Source organism: Micromonospora sp. DH13, from assembly GCF_020873825.1.
Classification (GTDB): domain Bacteria; phylum Actinomycetota; class Actinomycetes; order Mycobacteriales; family Micromonosporaceae; genus Micromonospora; species Micromonospora haikouensis.
Genome location: NZ_JAHWGR010000032.1, coordinates 23,911 through 40,458, shown reverse-complemented (window position 1 = coordinate 40,458; position 16,548 = coordinate 23,911). Strand labels below are relative to the sequence as shown.

15 protein-coding genes are annotated in these 16,548 nt (G+C 73.1%); 9 read left to right on the top strand and 6 right to left on the bottom strand.

Translation table 11 applies throughout. The features are described 5' to 3' along the window. Positions 1 to 7 precede the first annotated feature (7 nt). Positions 8 to 1,318, bottom strand: coding sequence for a cell wall metabolism sensor histidine kinase WalK (locus LPA42_RS25915; protein WP_077938187.1), 1,311 nt, complete (start codon positions 1,316 to 1,318; stop codon positions 8 to 10). Positions 1,319 to 1,529: 211 nt separating this feature from the next. Here LPA42_RS25915 and phoU point away from each other — a divergent pair, with 211 nt between their 5' ends. After that, a complete protein-coding gene (phoU, locus tag LPA42_RS25910) occupies positions 1,530 to 2,183 on the top strand; it encodes a phosphate signaling complex protein PhoU (protein ID WP_043965293.1) in 654 nt (217 codons plus the stop codon). Between the two features lie 69 nt (positions 2,184 to 2,252). On the opposite strand, the gene LPA42_RS25905 is transcribed toward phoU, so the two are convergent. Then, complete coding sequence (locus LPA42_RS25905; RefSeq protein ID WP_077938200.1) at positions 2,253 to 3,020, bottom strand: phosphoglyceromutase; 768 nt, start codon at positions 3,018 to 3,020, stop codon at positions 2,253 to 2,255. A gap of 151 nt (positions 3,021 to 3,171) precedes the next feature. Between LPA42_RS25905 and LPA42_RS25900 the strand changes: the two genes are divergently transcribed. Next, a complete protein-coding gene (locus LPA42_RS25900; RefSeq protein WP_077938186.1) occupies positions 3,172 to 4,458 on the top strand; it encodes an MFS transporter in 1,287 nt (428 codons plus the stop codon). A 422-nt stretch (positions 4,459 to 4,880) separates the two neighbouring features. On the opposite strand, the gene LPA42_RS25895 is transcribed toward LPA42_RS25900, so the two are convergent. The 3 genes from LPA42_RS25895 to mshA form a co-directional block, all read right to left on the bottom strand. Then, positions 4,881 to 5,726, bottom strand: coding sequence for a hypothetical protein (locus LPA42_RS25895; RefSeq protein ID WP_228986928.1), 846 nt, complete (start codon positions 5,724 to 5,726; stop codon positions 4,881 to 4,883). Between the two features lie 189 nt (positions 5,727 to 5,915). Beyond that, positions 5,916 to 6,449 carry a YbjN domain-containing protein gene (locus LPA42_RS25890; RefSeq protein ID WP_077938184.1) on the bottom strand — a complete coding sequence of 178 codons (534 nt, stop codon included), beginning with the start codon at positions 6,447 to 6,449 and terminating at the stop codon, positions 5,916 to 5,918. Positions 6,450 to 6,546: 97 nt separating this feature from the next. Continuing rightward, a complete protein-coding gene (gene mshA, locus LPA42_RS25885; protein ID WP_077938183.1) occupies positions 6,547 to 7,911 on the bottom strand; it encodes a D-inositol-3-phosphate glycosyltransferase in 1,365 nt (454 codons plus the stop codon). 192 nt (positions 7,912 to 8,103) lie between these two features. Between mshA and LPA42_RS25880 the strand changes: the two genes are divergently transcribed. Then, positions 8,104 to 8,868 (top strand): SDR family NAD(P)-dependent oxidoreductase, encoded by a 765-nt coding sequence (locus tag LPA42_RS25880; RefSeq protein WP_077938199.1) that lies wholly within the window; start codon positions 8,104 to 8,106, stop codon positions 8,866 to 8,868. A gap of 31 nt (positions 8,869 to 8,899) precedes the next feature. Beyond that, positions 8,900 to 9,679, top strand: a complete 780-nt coding sequence (locus tag LPA42_RS25875; RefSeq protein WP_077938182.1) for an SAM-dependent methyltransferase — start codon at positions 8,900 to 8,902, stop codon at positions 9,677 to 9,679. A gap of 34 nt (positions 9,680 to 9,713) precedes the next feature. On the opposite strand, the gene LPA42_RS25870 is transcribed toward LPA42_RS25875, so the two are convergent. Beyond that, on the bottom strand, positions 9,714 to 10,805 hold the full coding sequence (locus LPA42_RS25870) for a UDP-N-acetylmuramate dehydrogenase (RefSeq protein WP_077938181.1): 1,092 nt from the start codon (positions 10,803 to 10,805) through the stop codon (positions 9,714 to 9,716). Between the two features lie 69 nt (positions 10,806 to 10,874). Between LPA42_RS25870 and LPA42_RS25865 the strand changes: the two genes are divergently transcribed. From LPA42_RS25865 to LPA42_RS25845, 5 genes are all read left to right on the top strand, one after another. Then, a complete protein-coding gene (locus LPA42_RS25865) occupies positions 10,875 to 11,636 on the top strand; it encodes a maleylpyruvate isomerase family mycothiol-dependent enzyme (protein WP_077938180.1) in 762 nt (253 codons plus the stop codon). A gap of 281 nt (positions 11,637 to 11,917) precedes the next feature. Further along, complete coding sequence (locus tag LPA42_RS25860; RefSeq protein WP_077938179.1) at positions 11,918 to 13,222, top strand: extracellular solute-binding protein; 1,305 nt, start codon at positions 11,918 to 11,920, stop codon at positions 13,220 to 13,222. Positions 13,223 to 13,307: 85 nt separating this feature from the next. Beyond that, positions 13,308 to 14,324 (top strand): carbohydrate ABC transporter permease, encoded by a 1,017-nt coding sequence (locus tag LPA42_RS25855; protein ID WP_077938178.1) that lies wholly within the window; start codon positions 13,308 to 13,310, stop codon positions 14,322 to 14,324. Continuing rightward, complete coding sequence (locus LPA42_RS25850) at positions 14,321 to 15,154, top strand: carbohydrate ABC transporter permease (protein WP_043965268.1); 834 nt, start codon at positions 14,321 to 14,323, stop codon at positions 15,152 to 15,154. The genes LPA42_RS25855 and LPA42_RS25850 overlap by 4 nt, the downstream gene beginning before the upstream one ends. Further along, entirely contained in the window at positions 15,151 to 16,530 is a 1,380-nt protein-coding gene (locus LPA42_RS25845; RefSeq protein WP_077938177.1) for a GH1 family beta-glucosidase, read from the top strand. The genes LPA42_RS25850 and LPA42_RS25845 overlap by 4 nt, the downstream gene beginning before the upstream one ends. Positions 16,531 to 16,548 lie beyond the last annotated feature (18 nt).

Sequence of the window (16,548 nt, the reverse complement as noted above, 5' to 3'; positions counted from 1 at the left end):
ATTCCTTTCATAGCGGTCGGACCTGCCGGAGCTCGGCCGGGCCGGCCTCGATCCCATCCGATTGCGGTGTCGGCAGCAGGTCGTCCGGTGGACGGGCCGGCAGCCGGAGGGTGAACGTCGACCCACCACCAAGAGTGCTCGACACCTCGACCCGGCCGCCATGGTTGCTGGCGATGTGTTTGACGATGGCCAGGCCGAGGCCGGTGCCGCCGGTGGCCCGGGAACGGGCCTGGTCGGCCCGGTAGAACCGTTCGAAGATCCGCTCGACGTCCGTCGGCGCGATCCCGATGCCCTGGTCGGCGACGGAGATCGTGACGTGCTCGCCGTCGGACCGGGTGGTGACCCGGACGGTGGTGTCCTCGCCCGAGTAGGTGATGCCGTTCTCGACGAGGTTCGCCACGGCGGTGGCGAGCTGGGCGTCGCTGCCGTAGACCGTCAGGCCGCGCTCGCCCTCGGTGGCCACCTCGATCCGCCGGGCGGCGGCGGTGGTGCGGGTGCGGTCGATCACCTCGGCGATCACCCAGTCCACGGCGACCGGCTCCGGGGCGGGCTGCGGCTCGGCGCCCTGGAGCCGGGTCAGCTCCAGCAGTTCCTGCACCAGCCGCCCCAGCCGGGTCGACTCGTGCTGGATGCGCTCGGCGAACCGGCGCGCGGCGACCAGGTCCTCGGAGAGGTCGGGGGCCGCCGCGCCGGCCGGCTCGGTGGCGTCCAGCAGCGCCTCGGCGAGCAGTTGCAGGGCCCCGATGGGCGTCTTCAGCTCGTGGCTGACGTTGGCCACGAAGTCCCGGCGGACCCGGGCCAGCCGGTGCGACTCGGTGACGTCGGCCGCCTCCACGGCCACGTGCCCGCCGCCGATGGCCATCGCGCGCAGGTGCACGCCGAGCGGGTCGGGGCCGGAGGCGTCGCGGCCGCGCGGCAGGTCCAGCTCGATCTCGCGCCGCACGCCGGTGCGCCGGACCTGCCCCGCGAGGGTACGGATCAGCGGGTGCGCGGCGATCGAGCCGGGCGTGGCCCCGGTGCGCAGCAGCCCCATCGCGCGGGCCGCCGGGTTGACCAGGACCGGCACGTCATCGGGGCCGAGTACCACGACGCCGGCCCGCAGCGAGTCCACCGTGCGGCGGCCCAGGCTGGAGAGGCCGGTCTGCTGCTCGTCGACCATCACGGGCCTCCCCCTGGTCCGGAACAGGCGGGCGGGGCCGCCGCTCCCGGCGGCCGGGCCGCGGCGACGCCACGACCGGACGAGCCGGGGCAGCAGCGACCCGATGGCCAGCCCGGCCACCAGTGTCACGACCGCCGCCGTCGTCACCGCCCACTCCACCCGGCGATCGTAGGGTCATTGTTCATCTGGACATCGCCACAAACGGGACGAAACGCTCTCGCTTCCGGCGATGTTCACCCGTCGGTCCCGCGTCGTTCACCAGCGTTCACCTCCGGTCATCTCCCCCGGCCTACGGTTGTCGCGCACCCTGCCAGACCAGCGCCGACGCCCGCAGCCCCGGGCCGGCGACCACCGACCACAGGACGTGATGATGCGCGACGAGTTCCGGGCCGACCTCCAGATTGTCAGCCAGCTGCTGGTGGACATGGCCGAGGCCATCCGCGCGGCCATGCGCCAGGCCACCCGCGCCCTGCTCACCGCCGACCGCCAGGCCGCCGAGAACGTGATCGAGCGGGACGCCGAGATCGACGAGCTCTACCGGCACGTCGAGGAGCGGGTCTGCGACCTGCTGGCCCGGCAGGCCCCCGTCGCCTCCGACCTGCGGGCCATGATCACCGCCCTGCACGTGGCCGCCGACCTGGAGCGGATGGGGGACCTGGCCGACCACGTGGCGAAGACCGCGCTGCGCCGGCACCCCTCGCCGGCCGTGCCGGCGGAGCTGCGGCCGGTCTTCGTCGACATGGCGTCGATCGCCGACCGGATGGCCGAGAAGATCGGCTCGGTGCTGGCCAAGCCCGACGCCGACCTCGCCGCCGAGCTGGACCGCGACGACGACGCCATGGACGACCTGCACAAGAGCCTGTTCGGGGTGCTGCTCGGCGACGACTGGCCGTACGGGGTGGAGACGGCGATCGACGCCACCCTGCTCGGCCGCTTCTACGAGCGGTTCGCCGACCACGCGGTCAACGCCGGCGAGCACGTCGTCTACCTGATCACCGGGGAGCCGGCCGCCGCGGCCGAGTGAGCGCCCCAGGCGTTAGGAAGGGCCCCTTGTTATCGCTTTCGCGATAACAAGGGGCCCTTCCTTCGTCGGTCAGCGGCCCTGGTTGGCGACCGCGGCGGCGGCCTCCTTGGCGGCGGCCGGGTCGAGGTACGTCCCGCCGAGGACCTGCGGACGCAGCTGCGGGTCCAGGTCGTAGCGCAGCGGGATGCCGGTCGGGATGTTGAGCTTGGCGATCGCCTCGTCGCTGATCTGGTCGAGGTGCTTGACCAGCGCGCGCAGCGAGTTGCCGTGCGCGGCCACCAGCACCGTCCGGCCCGCCAGGATGTCCGGCACGATCGAGTCGTACCAGTACGGCAGCATCCGCTCGACGACGTCCTTGAGGCACTCGGTGCGCGGCATCAGCTCGGTCGGCAGCAGCGCGTACCGGGGGTCGCCCACCTGCGACCACTCGTCGTCGTCGGCGATCGGCGGCGGCGGGGTGTCGTACGACCGACGCCAGAGCATGAACTGCTCCTCGCCGTACTCGTCGAGGGTCTGCTTCTTGTTCTTGCCCTGCAGGGCGCCGTAGTGGCGCTCGTTGAGCCGCCACGACCGGCGCACCGCGATCCAGTGCCGGTCGGCGGCGTTCAGCGCCAGCTCGGCGGTGCGGATCGCCCGGCGCATCACGCTGGTGTGCACCACGTCCGGCAGCAGGTCGTGCTCGCGCAGCAGCTCACCGCCGCGGCGCGCCTCCGCCTCACCCTTGACGGTCAGGTCGACGTCGACCCAGCCGGTGAAGAGGTTCTTCGCGTTCCAGTCGCTCTCGCCGTGCCGCAGCAGGACCAGCGTCCCGACGGTGGGCCCTTCGCTCGCAGTCATGCCGATCATCCTGCCGCACTCCGTCGACGGACACGCGGGGACCTGCGGTGACGACCACCACGTGGAAAAGCCGGTGACCGGCCTTCGGCCCCGCGACTAGGTTGTAAGGCGCTTTAGATACATCGGTCATTACCAAGGCGGGGGCGCGAGCGTGCGGGCGATGCGGGGCTGGTTCCGGGACACCACGGGCGGGCTGCCCAGGACCTTCTGGTACCTGTGGACGGGCACCCTGATCAACCGCCTCGGCTCGTTCGTCCTGGTCTTCCTGGCCATCTACCTCACCCAGGAGCGCGGCTTCGACGAGCTGGCCGCCGGCCTCGTGCTCGGCCTGTGGGGCGTCGGCGGCGCGGTCGGGACGACGCTGGGCGGGACGCTCGCCGACCGGTGGGGCCGGCGACCGACGCTGCTCACCGCCCACCTCGGCGCGGCGGCCATGATGCTCACCCTCGGCTTCGCCCAGCAGCTCTGGGCGGTGGCCGGCGGGGCGCTGCTGCTCGGCCTGTTCGCCGAGGCGGCCCGCCCGGCGTTCGGCGCGATGATGATCGACGTGGTGCCGGAGCGGGACCGGCTGCGCGCGTTCTCGTTGAACTACTGGGCGATCAACCTCGGCTTCGCCTGCGCGGCGATCCTCGCCGGCCTGGCCGCCGAGGCCAGCTACCTCCTGCTGTTCGTGATCGACGCGGCGACCACCCTGGCCACCGCCGTGATCATCTTCGTGAAGGTGGCCGAGACCCGGGCTCCGGCCCGCGCCGCCGTGCACCCCGCCGGGGCCGCCCGTCCCCGCGGGGCGCTGCGCACCATCCTCGGCGACCGGGTCTACCTGGGCTTCGTGGCGCTCAACCTGCTCGGCGCGCTGGTCTTCCTCCAGCACATCTCGATGCTGCCGATCGCCATGGGCGACGACGGCCTGAGCCCGTCCACGTACGGCGTGGTGATCGCGCTCAACGGGGTGCTCATCGTGGCCGGGCAGCTCTTCGTGCCCCGGCTGATCCGTGGGCGCAGCCGCTCGCACGTGCTCGCCCTCGCCGCCGTGGTGATGGGCGTCGGGTTCGGGCTGACCGCGTTCGCCGACGCCGCCTGGTTCTACGCCCTCACGGTGCTCGTCTGGACCCTCGGCGAGATGCTCAACTCGCCGTCGAACTCCACCCTGATCGCGGAGCTCTCCCCCGCCGACCTGCGCGGCCGGTACCAGGGCGTCTTCTCGCTGTCCTGGCAGGTCGCCGGGGCCAGCGCGCCGATCCTCGGCGGCCTGGTCCGGCAGCAGGCCGGCAACGCGGCGCTCTGGCTGGGCTGCGCGGCGGTCGGCGTCGTGGTGGCGGTCGCCCACCTGGCCTCCGGGCCGGCCCGGGAGCGGCGGGCCACGGCGCTGCGCCCGCCGGCCGAGCCCGTCGGGCCCGCGCCGGCGGAACGTGGACAGTTGACGTCCGTCGTGAACTGAAGCTGTCCAAGATCCGGGGGCACGAAAGGCCGGGATCCGGGGGTACGAAAGGCCGGGGCGACGCAAAGCGCCCACCTCGACCAGTGGTCGTGATGGGCGCCCGCATCGTGCCGGCGGCGGCGGGCGACACTCACCCCCGTAAGCGTCGCCCGCTCGCGCCGCCGGTTCCAACGGGTGGCGCCGTCCCCCAACGGCGGGATCCACCCGTCCCTGCGCCTGCACTCGTGCACGGATCTGATCGATCCACCGCTCCCCCGAACGGTTACGAGCGTGGCGCGTGCAATAAAGCTAGTTTCCCCTGGTTGCGGATTCAACCCGGAACGGCTGTCTCGCCGGTCACAGCATCACCGTCCGAAACCGTACCCGTTCGCTGGGTCACCACCGGCACACCGGGACTACCCGTGCGCCGGCCCCGCAAACGCCTAGGCGTCCTCACGATCGGGTGACTCCGTGCGGAAGAAGTTGCTCTGCCGGCCGTCGCGCAGCTGCTCCTGGTAGATCAGGTTGAGCCTGCGGCCGTCGAAGGTGCGGAACCACTCGTCCCAGGTGATCTCCCGCACCCGGCTGCTCTCCCGGTACCCCGGCAGGTTGAACGTGAGCACCCCTGCCCGGCCGTTGCGCTCCGTGCCCGCGATCGTGGCCGGCCGGGCGTTGCGCTCCCGCGCCCAGCGCCGGATCACGTCGTGGTTGGTGGTGACCAGGCTGCGCCCCGGACGCTCCGGCCGGTCCTGGAGCGAGGTGATCGGCTGCGAGGACCGCGCCGACCGGGACGACGACCGGCCGGTCCGGATCGCCGACCGCTGGGCCGCGCCCTGGCCGGCCCGCGCCGGGGCCGCCTTCCTCGCCGAAGCGGCCCGGCGCGCCGAGGCCGAAGCCGGGGCCGCCTTGGCCGCCCGCGTCGGGGTGGCCGTCGTCCGCGCCGGGGATGCCGTCGTCCGCGCCCGGCTCTGGGCCGCCCTCGCCCGCGCCGGGGACGGGGCCGCCTTGGCCCGGCCCGGGGCCGCCTTCGCCCTCGTCGGGGCCGGGGAAGCCTTCGCCCGGGCCGGGGTCGCCTTCGTTCGGGCGGCGGCCGCGGTGCGCGTACCCCCGGCGGTCTTGGCCTTCGTGCCGCTGGCGCGGCCCGCGGGCCCGGTGCCGCGCCGCGCCGCGCCCCGGCCCTCGGCGCGCAGGGTACGGGCCAGGGCCTTCACCAGCTCCGGCTTGCGCAGCACGGAGATCCCGGCGACGCCCCGACGACGCAGCTGGCCGCGGATGTCGTCCACCCGCATGCGGGAGATCTCCGACTCGGAGATCGTCGGGGTGTTCGGGGTCTGGTTGCCCGTCTGCCGTCTCGTCCTGGTCGCAGCCCCGCCGCGACCTGAGCTGTTCCGCTGAGCCATGGGATGCTCCGCTCCTTGACAGTCCGTCCTCGGCGCGCGGTGGATCCCAGTGCCGCACCGCGCGGTGCGGCATACCCGTCAGGACGGCTCCGAACCTCCCGCCGCAGCCCGGCCGGCGGGCGACGGCTCGAAGAGGTGCGCGAACGCCGCCAGGTTGGCCGTGGACTCGCCGCGCTTGACCCGCCACTCCCACTCCCGCCGGATGGCGCTGCCGAAGCCGATCTCCAGCATCGTGTCGAACGACTCGTCGGCGTACGTCAGCACGCTGCCGAGCAGCCGGTCCAGCTCGTCCTCGTCGACCCCCGCCAGGTTCACCCGGCCGGTCAGGTAGACGTCGCCGACCGCGTCGATGGAAAACGACACGGCGTACATCCGCGCGTTGCGCTGCAGCAGCCAGGCCCACAGCTCCTCGCGTCGCTCGTCCGGCTGGCGCATCACGAACGCCTCGATCCGCAGCGCGTGCTCGCCGACGACGAGGTTGCAGATCGTCTTGAGCTTGTGGGTGCCGGGCAGGGTCACCGCGTACGACGCCTCGCCGGTGGACTCGACCGCCAGCTCCCGCTCGGCACAGACCGACTCGATCAGGGCGGCCACCTGGCTCCTCGCGCTCATCCGCCCCACTCTACGGCCGCCGGCGGTGGCGCGACGGCGCGGTGAGAAGGGTGCCCTTCTCTACCGTATGCGTTAACAGGGGGCCCTTCCTTGCACCTCACCAGGCGCAGGAGAGCGCCCGGTCCGCCGCGAGCCGGCTGGCCAGCCGCTCCCGGTGCTCGGCGATCGTCTCGCCGTAGACGGCGAGCAGGTTGCCGACCGTGCGGTCCCAGGAGAAGTTGCGGGCGTGTTGCTCGGCGCCCCGCCCCAGGGTCGCCCGGCGGGCCCGGTCCGGCAGCAGCCCCGCCAGCGTACGGGCCCAGTCGACCGGGTCGTGGCTGTCGACGAGCACCCCGCTGACCTGGTCGCGTACGGCGGTCACCAGGCCGCCCACGGCGGCGGCCAGCACGGGCGTGCCGCACGCCTGCGCCTCCAGGGCGACCAGCCCGAACGACTCGTTGTGCGACGGCACGGCCACCAGGTCGGCGGCCCGGTAGACGGCCGGCAGGTCGTCGCCGGTGCACGGCGGCAGGAAGCGCACCCGGTCGGCGATCCCGAGCGAGGCGGCCAGCTCGATCAGGGCGGTGGGCCGGTCCAGCCCGCTGCCGCTGGGGCCGCCGACGATCACCACGGTCAGCTCGTCGGCGAGGAGCGGGTCCCGTTCCCGCAGGGCGGCGGCGGCGCGGATCAGCACGTCGGGGGCCTTCAGCGGCTGGATCCGGCCGACGAAGGCCACCACGTACCCCGTGGTGGGCAGGCCGAGCCGGCGGCGGGCGGCGAGCATGGCCGCGTGCCGGTCCCCGGCGGCGGGCCGGAACCGGTCCAGGTCGACGCCGGGCTCGACCACGGTGACCCGGGCCGGGTCGGCGTCGTACCGGTCGAGCAGGTCGCGGGCCTCCACCCGGGTATTGGCGACCAGCCGGTCGGCCTCGGCGACGACCTGCTCCTCGCCGATGACGCGGGCCTTCGGCTCGGGGCGGTCACCGGCGGCGAGCCGGTCGTTCTTGACCTTGGCCAGGGTGTGCGCGGTGTGCACCAGCGGCACCCCCCAGCGTTCCTTGGCCAGCCAGCCGACCTGCCCGGAGAGCCAGTAGTGCGAGTGGATCAGGTCGTAGTGGCCCGGCGGGCGGGCCGCCTCGGTGCGCAGCACCCCGGCCGTGAACGCGCAGAGCTGGCCGGGCAGCTCCTCCTTGGTCAGCCCCTCCAGGGGGCCGGCGGTGACGTGCCGGACGTGCACGCCCGGGGACATCTCGACCACCGGCGGCAGGTCGCCGGAGGTGGCCCGGGTGAAGATCTCCACCTCGACGTCGGCCTCGGCCAGCCGGCGGGCGACCTCCAGGATGTAGACGTTCATGCCGCCCGCGTCGCCCGTGCCGGGCTGGTGCAGGGGCGAGGTGTGCACCGACAGGGTGGCGATGCGCCGGGGGCGCGGCCACGGCCGGGCACCTCGCTGACGACCCACGCCGGTGTGCTGTTCCGCCACGTCCGCTCCCTCTGTCACGGTTGATGCCGTCCCGCACGACCGGCGCTCCTCGGTCAACCTGCGCGCCGCGTGTCATCTTCCCCATCGGGAACCGGAAATTCGTACCGGCGGCCCCCGGGCGTGACGGACCTCATCGACGCGGGCGGCCGGCCGGCGGCGCGCGCGGCGTCCCGGCGGGGTGAGAATGGCCCGATGACCTCTGTCGCGATCGTCACCGGGGCGTCCAGCGGGATCGGCGCGGCCACGGCCCGCCGGCTGGCCGCCGAGGGGTTCCACGTGCTGGCCGCCGCGCGGCGCACCGACCGGCTGGCCGCGCTCGTCGCGGAGATCGGGGCGGCCGGCGGGTCGGCCGCCGCCGTCGAGTGCGACGTCACGTCCGCGGAGTCGGTGGCGGGCCTCGCCGCGGCCGCCGCGGCGGCCCCCGGGCCGGTCACCCTGCTGGTCAACAACGCCGGCGGCGCGCGCGGGCTCGACCCGGTGGAGTCCGGGTCGGTGGGCGACTGGCAGTGGATGTACGACGTGAACGTGCTCGGCACCCTGCGGGTCACCCAGGCACTGCTGCCCGCGCTGGAGGCGTCCGGGGCCGGCACGATCGTGATCGTCTCCTCGACCGCCGGCCACGTCGTCTACGAGGGCGGGGGCGGCTACAGCGCCGCGAAGCACGCGCAGACGGCGGTCGCCGGCACGCTGCGGCTGGAGCTGTGCGGCCGGCCCGTCCGGGTGATCGAGATCGACCCGGGGATGGTGAAGACCGACGAGTTCGCGCTGGTCCGCTTCGGCGGCGACGCCGACCGGGCCGACGCGGTCTACGCCGGGGTGGCCGAGCCGCTGGTCGCCGAGGACGTCGCCGACTGCGTCGCCTGGTGCGCGACCCGGCCGCAGCACGTCAACATCGACCGGCTCGTGGTCCGCCCGCTGGCCCAGGCCGCGCAGCACAAGGTGCACCGGGCAGGCTGATGGGTCCCCGGTCGCGCGGGCGGAGGCGGCGGTGAGGCCGCAGGGGGTCGTCACCCGGGGCACGACCAACCCCAACCGGCTGCGCCGGGTCGACAACTGGATCGTCGAGACGTGCGGCGGCCGGCTGCGGGACGCGGCGGACCCGCTGGTGGTCGACCTCGGCTACGGCGCGACCCCGGTCACCGCCGTGGAGCTGCGCGCCCGGCTCGCCGCCGGGGTCCGCGCCGACGTGCGGGTGGTCGGGCTGGAGATCGATCCGGTACGCGTCGCCGCCGCGCAGCCGGCCGCCGACCCGCCTTGGCTCACGTTCGCCCGGGGCGGGTTCGAGCTGGCCGGGCTGCGGCCCGCGCTGGTCCGGGCGTGCAACGTGCTGCGGCAGTACGACGAGGCCGAGGTGGCCGCCGCCTGGCGCACGGTCACCGGGCGGCTGGCCCCGGGCGGGTTGCTGGTCGAGGGCACCTGCGACGAGCTGGGGCGGCTCGGCGGCTGGCTGCTGATCGACTCCGAGGGCCCGCGCACGCTCACCCTGGCGGCGAAGCTCACCACGCTGGGCAGCCCCGCCGAGCTGGCCGAGCGGCTGCCGAAGGCGCTGATCCACCGCAACGTGCCGGGCGAGGCGATCCACGGCCTGCTCCGCGACCTGGACGACGCGTGGCGCTCCGCCGCCGCGTACGCGCCCTTCGGGCCCCGCCAGCGGTGGCTGCGGGCGGTGGCGGCGGTCCGCGACGCCGGCTGGCCGGTCGCCGACGGGCCCCGCCGCTGGCGGCACGGCGAGCTGACCGTCGACTGGTCCGTCGTCGCCCCCGCCTGAGCCGCCCCGCTCCCCGGCCCGACCGGTGGGGTCGTCAGACAGCGCAGTTGACCAGGACCGGCTCCGGGTGCAGGGGCACGCCGAAGCGGGCGTGCACGCCGTCGCGGATGTCGCGGGCCAGGGCGATCAGCGCGGCGGTGCTGGCGGTGCCGCTGCGGTTGGTCAGGGCGAGGGTGTGCTTGCTGGAGATGGCCACCCCCTCGGGGCCGGGGTGGCCCTTGGCGAAGCCGGCCTTGTCGATCAGCCAGGCGGCGCTCACCTTCACCGTGTCGCCGGCCCCGGGCCAGTGCGGCGGCTCGCCGAGGTCGGCGGCCCGCCCGCGCAGCAACTCGTACGCCTCGCCGTCGAGCACCGGGTTGGTGAAGAACGAGCCCACCGAGCGGGTGTCGGGGTCGGCGGCGTCGAGCACCATGCCCTTGCCGGCGCGCAGCCGCAGCACGGCGGCCCGGGCGTCGGCCAGCGGCACCGCGTCGCCGGGCTCGACGCCGAGCGCCCGGGCCAGCTCGGCGTAGCGGACGGGGCCGGACAGCGGGGAGCGGGCGAGCCGGAAGTCGACCGACAGCACCACCCAGCGCTCGCTGTACTTGAAGATGCTCGACCGGTACGCGAAGCCGCAGTCGGCCGCCTCGACCCGGCCCAGGCTCTCCTCGACGCGGTCGTACACCTGCACGCCGGTGATCGTCTCGGCGACCTCCTGGCCGTACGCGCCGACGTTCTGGATCGGGGTGGCGCCGGCCGAGCCGGGGATGCCGGAGAGGCACTCCAGCCCCGACCAGCCGTTGGCGACGGTGGCGGCGACGAGGTCGTCCCACGGCTCGCCGGCCTCGACCCGTACGGTGACGGTGTCGGCGTCCTCGGCGACGACCCGCAGCCCCCGGGAGCGCACCAGCACGACGGTGCCGGGGAATCCGGCGTCGCCGACGACCACGTTGCTGCCGCCGGCGAGGATCAGGACCTCATCGTCCCGCAGGCGGGCCTGCTGCACCTTTTGTACGATCTCCTCGGCGCTGGCAGCGGTCTCGATCCGTCCGGCCGGGCCTCCGAGGCACAGCGTGGTGTATTCCGCCAACCTGGTCGGTTCGGCGGCGCGGGTTTCGGTGGCCGGGCGGGCACTAACGTCTGACACGCCTTTCACCCTAGGCTGAGAGGGAGCCGCGGCACCCACTTGGTGGCGCGGTCGCCCGGGAGGATCGTGATGAGCAGACTGCACGGCACGAAGGACTTCTGGATCGGCGCGCTGCGGACCGAGGGTCCCGCGTTCGCCGCCGCCGTTGCGGAGGCTCCCCCCGAGACACCCGTGCTCTCCTGCCCCGGCTGGACGATCACCGACCTGACCGTGCACCTCGGCGAGGTCTACAGCTGGGTGAACACCATCGTGACGACCGGGGGCACCACCCGGCCCGAGCGCCCGAGCGTCCCGGCCGCGCCGCCCGCCGGGACGTCCGCGCTGCAGTTCTGGCAGCAGTCGTACGACCGGTTGATGGCGACCTTCGACGGGCTGGACCCGGAGACCCCGACGTGGAACTGGGCGCCGCAGCCGAAGAAGGCCGGCTTCTGGCCGCGCCGGATGGCGCACGAGACCTCGGTGCACCGCTGGGACGCCCAGCTCGCCATCGCCGCCGGTGAGCCGATCGAGGCCAAGCTCGCGGCCGACGGGGTGAGCGAGGTGCTGGACACCTGGCTGCCGGCGGGCCGGCGCAAGGCCACCGGCCAGTGGCACGGGGTGGTGCACCTGGCCGCGCCCGACGCGGGCCAGGACTGGTACCTGCGGCTGCGCGGCGAGGGCGTGGCGCTGCTGGACACCGACACCATCCTCGACCACGACGACCACCACGCCCGGGTCGAGGTCACCGGCACGGCGAGCGACCTGCTGCTGGCGCTGATGGGCCGGGTCAGCTTCGACACGCTCGGGGTGCGGGGCGACCGGGCCCTCCTCGACGGCCTGCGCACCGGCTGACCGCCCTCTTTCCCGCCTCGCGTGGCCCCCGGCGTTGCCGGGGCCACGCGTCGTCGTGCCCGCCGCCCCGCCCGCCCGGCGATTCGCGCGTGCCGTGCGTTGTTAGGAAGGGGCCCCTGCTCTACCGAATGCGTTAACAGGGGGCCCTTCCTTTCCGCTCCGAGAGCGCTCTATTGACATCGCGGCAGCCAGCGGCCAGGCTCTTGTGAGAGCGCTCTCTCGAAGGTTCCACCCCCGTCCCCACCACCATGCGCACGACCTGAGAGGGGTCCGAGAACAAGATGGGTGTCTTTCCACGCCGCCGCCTCGCGGCCGTGGCCCTCGTCGCGGCCACCGCACTGCTCACCACCGCCGGCTGCGGCGGGGACGAGCCCGCCGAGGGCGGGCCGGTCACGCTGACCGTCGACGTCTTCGGCCAGATGGGCTACCAGGAGCTCTACCAGGAGTACATGGCCGCCCACCCCGACGTGAAGATCGTCGAGCGGGGCACCGGCGGCAACCTCGACGAATACTCGCCGAAGCTCACCCAGTGGCTCGCCGCCGGTAAGGGCGCCGGCGACGTGGTCGCGATCGAGGAGGGCCTGCTCGTCGAGTACAAGGCCAACCCGCAGAACTTCGTCAACCTGCTCGACCACGGCGCGGCCGAGCTCAAGGGCAACTTCCTCGACTGGAAGTGGAACCAGGCGCTGACCGCCGACGGCAAGCAGCTCATCGGCCTCGGCACCGACGTCGGCGGCATGGCGATGTGCTACCGCAGCGACCTGTTCGCCAAGGCCGGGCTGCCGACCCAGCGCGACGAGGTGTCCAAGCTCTGGCCCACCTGGCAGGATTACGTCGCCACCGGCGAGAAGTTCAAGGCGGCCAACACCGGGGCGGCGTTCCTGGACTCGGCCACCAACATCTTCAACACGATCGTGCTGCAGACCGCCGGCAACGCGCAGGGCTACCACTACTACGACACCGCCAACAACCTGGTGGTGGACAGCAACCCGGCCGTGCGGCAGGCGTGGGACACCACGATGGACATCCTCGACTCCGGCCTGTCCGGCAAGTACGGCTCCTGGTCGGAGGAGTGGGTCTCGGCGTTCAAGCAGGCGAAGTTCGCCACCATCGCCTGCCCGGCCTGGATGACCGGCGTCATCGAGGGCAACGCCGGCCCGGCCGCCAAGGGCAAGTGGGACATCGCCCAGGTGCCCGGCAACGGCGGCAACTGGGGTGGCTCCTTCCTCGCCGTGCCCAAGCAGAGCAAGCACCAGGCCGAGGCGATCGAGCTGGCGAAGTTCCTGACCAGCGCCAAGGGGCAGATCGGGGCGTTCAAGGCCAAGGGCCCGCTGCCGTCCAACCCGCAGGCGCTGGACGACCCGGCGATCGTCGACTCGAAGAACGCGTACTTCTCCGACGCCCCCGTCGGCAAGATCTTCGCGGCGGGCGCGAAGAGCCTCAAGCCGGTCTACATGGGCCCGAAGAACCAGGCCGTCCGCACCGAGGTGGAGAACGCCGTCCGCACCGTCGACCTCGGCCAGCGCAGCCCCGAGCAGGCGTGGACCGACGCGGTGAACAACGCCAAGAAGGCCGCCGCCAAGTAGGCCCGACGCGGACGCGCGGGCGGCGCTCCGGCGTGCCGGAGCGCCGCCCGCGCCGCGCAAGACGCGGAAAGGAGTGACCGGGCCCATGGCCGTCCAGCTCGACGCCCTGCCACCGGTGACACCGACGGAGCGGAGCACCGCCCGCCCGCCCCGGAGGTACCGGCTCAGCCGGCTCGACGACAAGTACTCCCCCTACCTCTACATCGCACCGTTCTTCCTGCTCTTCGGCGTGTTCGGGGCGTACCCGCTGGCGTACACGTTCTGGGTGTCGCTGCACGACTGGGACCTGCTCGCCGCGGAGCACCCGTTCGTCGGCGGGGAGAACTACACCCGCCTGCTGGCCGACCCCGACTTCTGGCACTCGGTGGTCAACACCCTCGGCATCTTCGTCATCTCGACCGTGCCGCAGCTGTTCGCCGCGCTGTGGCTGGCCAGCCTGCTCAACCGGCGGCTGCGGGCCCGGACCACCTGGCGGATGGCGGTGCTGGTGCCGAACGTCACCTCGACCGCCGCCGTGGCGATCGTCTTCGGGGTGCTGTTCGGCCGCCAGTTCGGCATGATCAACTGGCTGCTCGACCTGGTCGGCGTCGACGCGATCGACTGGAAGTCCAACCGGTTCGCCTCCTGGGTGGCCATCTCCGCCATGGTCGACTGGCGGTGGACCGGCTACAACGCGCTGATCTTCCTCGCCGCCATGCAGGCCATCCCCCGCGACCTGTACGAGTCGGCGGCGATCGACGGGGCCAGCCGGGCCCGGCAGTTCTGGAAGATCACCGTGCCGCTGCTCAAGCCGACGATCATCTTCGCGGTGATCGTGTCGACCATCGGCGGCCTCCAGCTCTTCACCGAGCCCCGGATGTTCCACTCCGGCACCAACCCGATCCGGGGCGGGCCGCTGCGCGAGTCGCAGACGATGACCATGTACATGTTCGAGAACGCCTTCGCGCCGCACTACAACTTCGGCTACGGCTCGGCGGTCGCCTGGCTGCTGTTCGCCCTGATCGCGATCGTCGCGGCGATCAACGTGGTGATCCTGCGCCGGCTCGGCGGCACCGACGGGCCGGCGCGGGTCCGCCGGCCCCGGAAGGAGCGCACCCGATGAACAAGCTCTGGTCCGCCGGCCGGCTCACGTACGCCGCCCTGGCCGTCTCCGCCCTGCTGTCGGTCTTCCCGATCTACTGGATGTTCGTGGTCGCCAGCCGCTCCAGCGACGCGATGGGCCAGATTCCGCCGCCGGTCACCCCCGGCGGCAACCTGGGCGCGAACATCGCCCGGCTGTTCGACAACACCGACGCGTACTTCCTCACCGGTCTGATCAACTCGGCGATCGTGGCCGTCACGGTCACCGTGTCGGTGGTCTTCTTCTCCACGCTGGCCGGGTTCGCCTTCGCCAAGCTGCGGTTCCGGGGCCGCAACGGGCTGCTGCTGGTGATCATCGCGACGATGATGATCCCCACCCAGCTCGGGGTCATCCCGTTGTACCTGCTGATGACGAAGCTCAACTGGAACGACCGGCTGCCGGCCGTGATCGTGCCGGCGCTGGTCACCGGGTTCGGCGTGTTCATGATGCGCCAGTACGCCAGCCAGGCCGTCAGCACCGAGCTGATCGAGGCCGCCCGGATGGACGGCTGCGGCACGGCGCGGATCTACTGGAACGTGGTGCTGCCGGCGTTGCGCCCGGCCGCGGCCGTCCTCGGCCTGCTGACCTTCATGACGACCTGGAACGACTTCCTCTGGCCGTACGCTGTGCTCAACGACCCGGAGAACCCGACGGTGCAGCTGTCCCTGCGGGCGCTGTCGGACGGCTATTACCAGGACATGTCACAGGTCTTCACCGGCACGGCCATCGCAACTCTGCCCCTTTTGCTGGTATTCGTCCTGTTCGGCCGCCAGATCATCGGCGGAATCATGGAAGGTGCGGTCAAGGCGTGAGCGCGAGCAGCGAGCTACGGTTCCCCGACAACTTCGTCTGGGGCGCGGCCACCGCCTCCTACCAGATCGAGGGCGCGGCCCGCGACGACGGTCGCGGCCCGTCGATCTGGGACACCTTCAGCCGTACGCCGGGCAAGGTCTTCGCCGGCCACACCGGCGACGTCGCCTGCGACCACTACCACCGGTACGCCGACGACGTGGCCCTGATGGCGGAGCTGGGGCTGAAGGCGTACCGGTTCTCGATCGCGTGGCCCCGGATCCAGCCCGACGGCACCGGGCCGGTCGAGCCGCGCGGGCTGGACTTCTACGACCGGCTCACCGACGCGCTGCTCGACCGGGGCATCGACCCGATCGTCACGCTCTACCACTGGGACCTGCCGCAGGCCCTGGAGGACCGGGGCGGCTGGACCAACCGGGAGACCGCCGAGCACTTCGCCACGTACGCGGCGGCCGTGCACGGCCGGCTCGGCGACCGCATCCGCACCTGGACCACGCTCAACGAGCCGTGGTGCTCGGCCTACCTCGGGTACGGCAACGGGGTGCACGCCCCCGGCGTGAGCGACCCGGGCGCGGCCTTCACCGCCGTACACCATCTGCTGCTCGGGCACGGCCTGGCGGTCCGGGCGCTGCGCGCGAGCGGCGCGGAGGTCGTCGGGATCACCCTGAACCCGGCGGAGGTGCAGCCGGCGAACCGGGACAGCGCGGCGGACGCGGCGGCGGTCCGGCTGGTCGACGGGCTGCAGAACCGGATCTTCCTGGACCCGCTGACCGGCGCCGGGTACCCCGCCGACGTGCTGGAGCACGTGTCCCGGATGGTCGACCCGGCGACGTTCCTGCGGGACGGCGACGAGAAGCTGATCGCCGCCCCGATCGACCTGCTCGGCATCAACTACTACTCCCCGACCTACGTGGCCGGGCGGCCGGACGGGGCCGGCAGCAGCGCCTGGCCGGGCACCGAGGGGGCGGTGCAGTTCCTGCCGGCCGCCGGGCCGGTGAGCGACATGGGCTGGGCGATCGAGCCGGCCGGGCTGGGCCGCCTGCTGGACCGGCTCGCCGCCGACTACCCCGGCCTGCCGCTGATGATCACCGAGAACGGCGGGGCCTTCCCGGACCGCACGACCGACTCCGCCGGTCGGGTGGCCGACGCCGACCGGATCGCCTACCTCGACGGGCACCTTCGGGCCGTGCACGCGGCCATCGGCCGGGGGGTGGACCTGCGCGGCTATCTCGTATGGTCGTTGCTGGACAACTACGAGTGGGCCGAGGGGTACCGCAAGCGGTTCGGGATCGTCCACGTCGACTACCTGACCCAGCGGCGCACACCGAAGGCCAGCGCCCGGTGGTACCAGGAGGTGATCTCCCGGAACGGGCTGTGACGAGGTGGGGAGCGCTCC

Bases quoted from the DNA above. Each gene is read 5' to 3' on its own strand.
- LPA42_RS25895 (WP_228986928.1), bottom strand. From the start codon at position 5,726: ATGCGGGTGGACGACATCCGCGGCCAGCTGCGTCGTCGGGGCGTCGCC.
- LPA42_RS25880 (WP_077938199.1), top strand. From the start codon at position 8,104: ATGACCTCTGTCGCGATCGTCACCGGGGCGTCCAGCGGGATCGGCGCG.
- LPA42_RS25850 (WP_043965268.1), top strand. From the start codon at position 14,321: ATGAACAAGCTCTGGTCCGCCGGCCGGCTCACGTACGCCGCCCTGGCC.
- LPA42_RS25855 (WP_077938178.1), top strand. From the start codon at position 13,308: ATGGCCGTCCAGCTCGACGCCCTGCCACCGGTGACACCGACGGAGCGG.
- phoU (WP_043965293.1), top strand. From the start codon at position 1,530: ATGCGCGACGAGTTCCGGGCCGACCTCCAGATTGTCAGCCAGCTGCTG.
- LPA42_RS25890 (WP_077938184.1), bottom strand. From the start codon at position 6,449: ATGAGCGCGAGGAGCCAGGTGGCCGCCCTGATCGAGTCGGTCTGTGCC.
- LPA42_RS25865 (WP_077938180.1), top strand. From the start codon at position 10,875: ATGAGCAGACTGCACGGCACGAAGGACTTCTGGATCGGCGCGCTGCGG.
- LPA42_RS25905 (WP_077938200.1), bottom strand. From the start codon at position 3,020: ATGACTGCGAGCGAAGGGCCCACCGTCGGGACGCTGGTCCTGCTGCGG.
- LPA42_RS25860 (WP_077938179.1), top strand. From the start codon at position 11,918: ATGGGTGTCTTTCCACGCCGCCGCCTCGCGGCCGTGGCCCTCGTCGCG.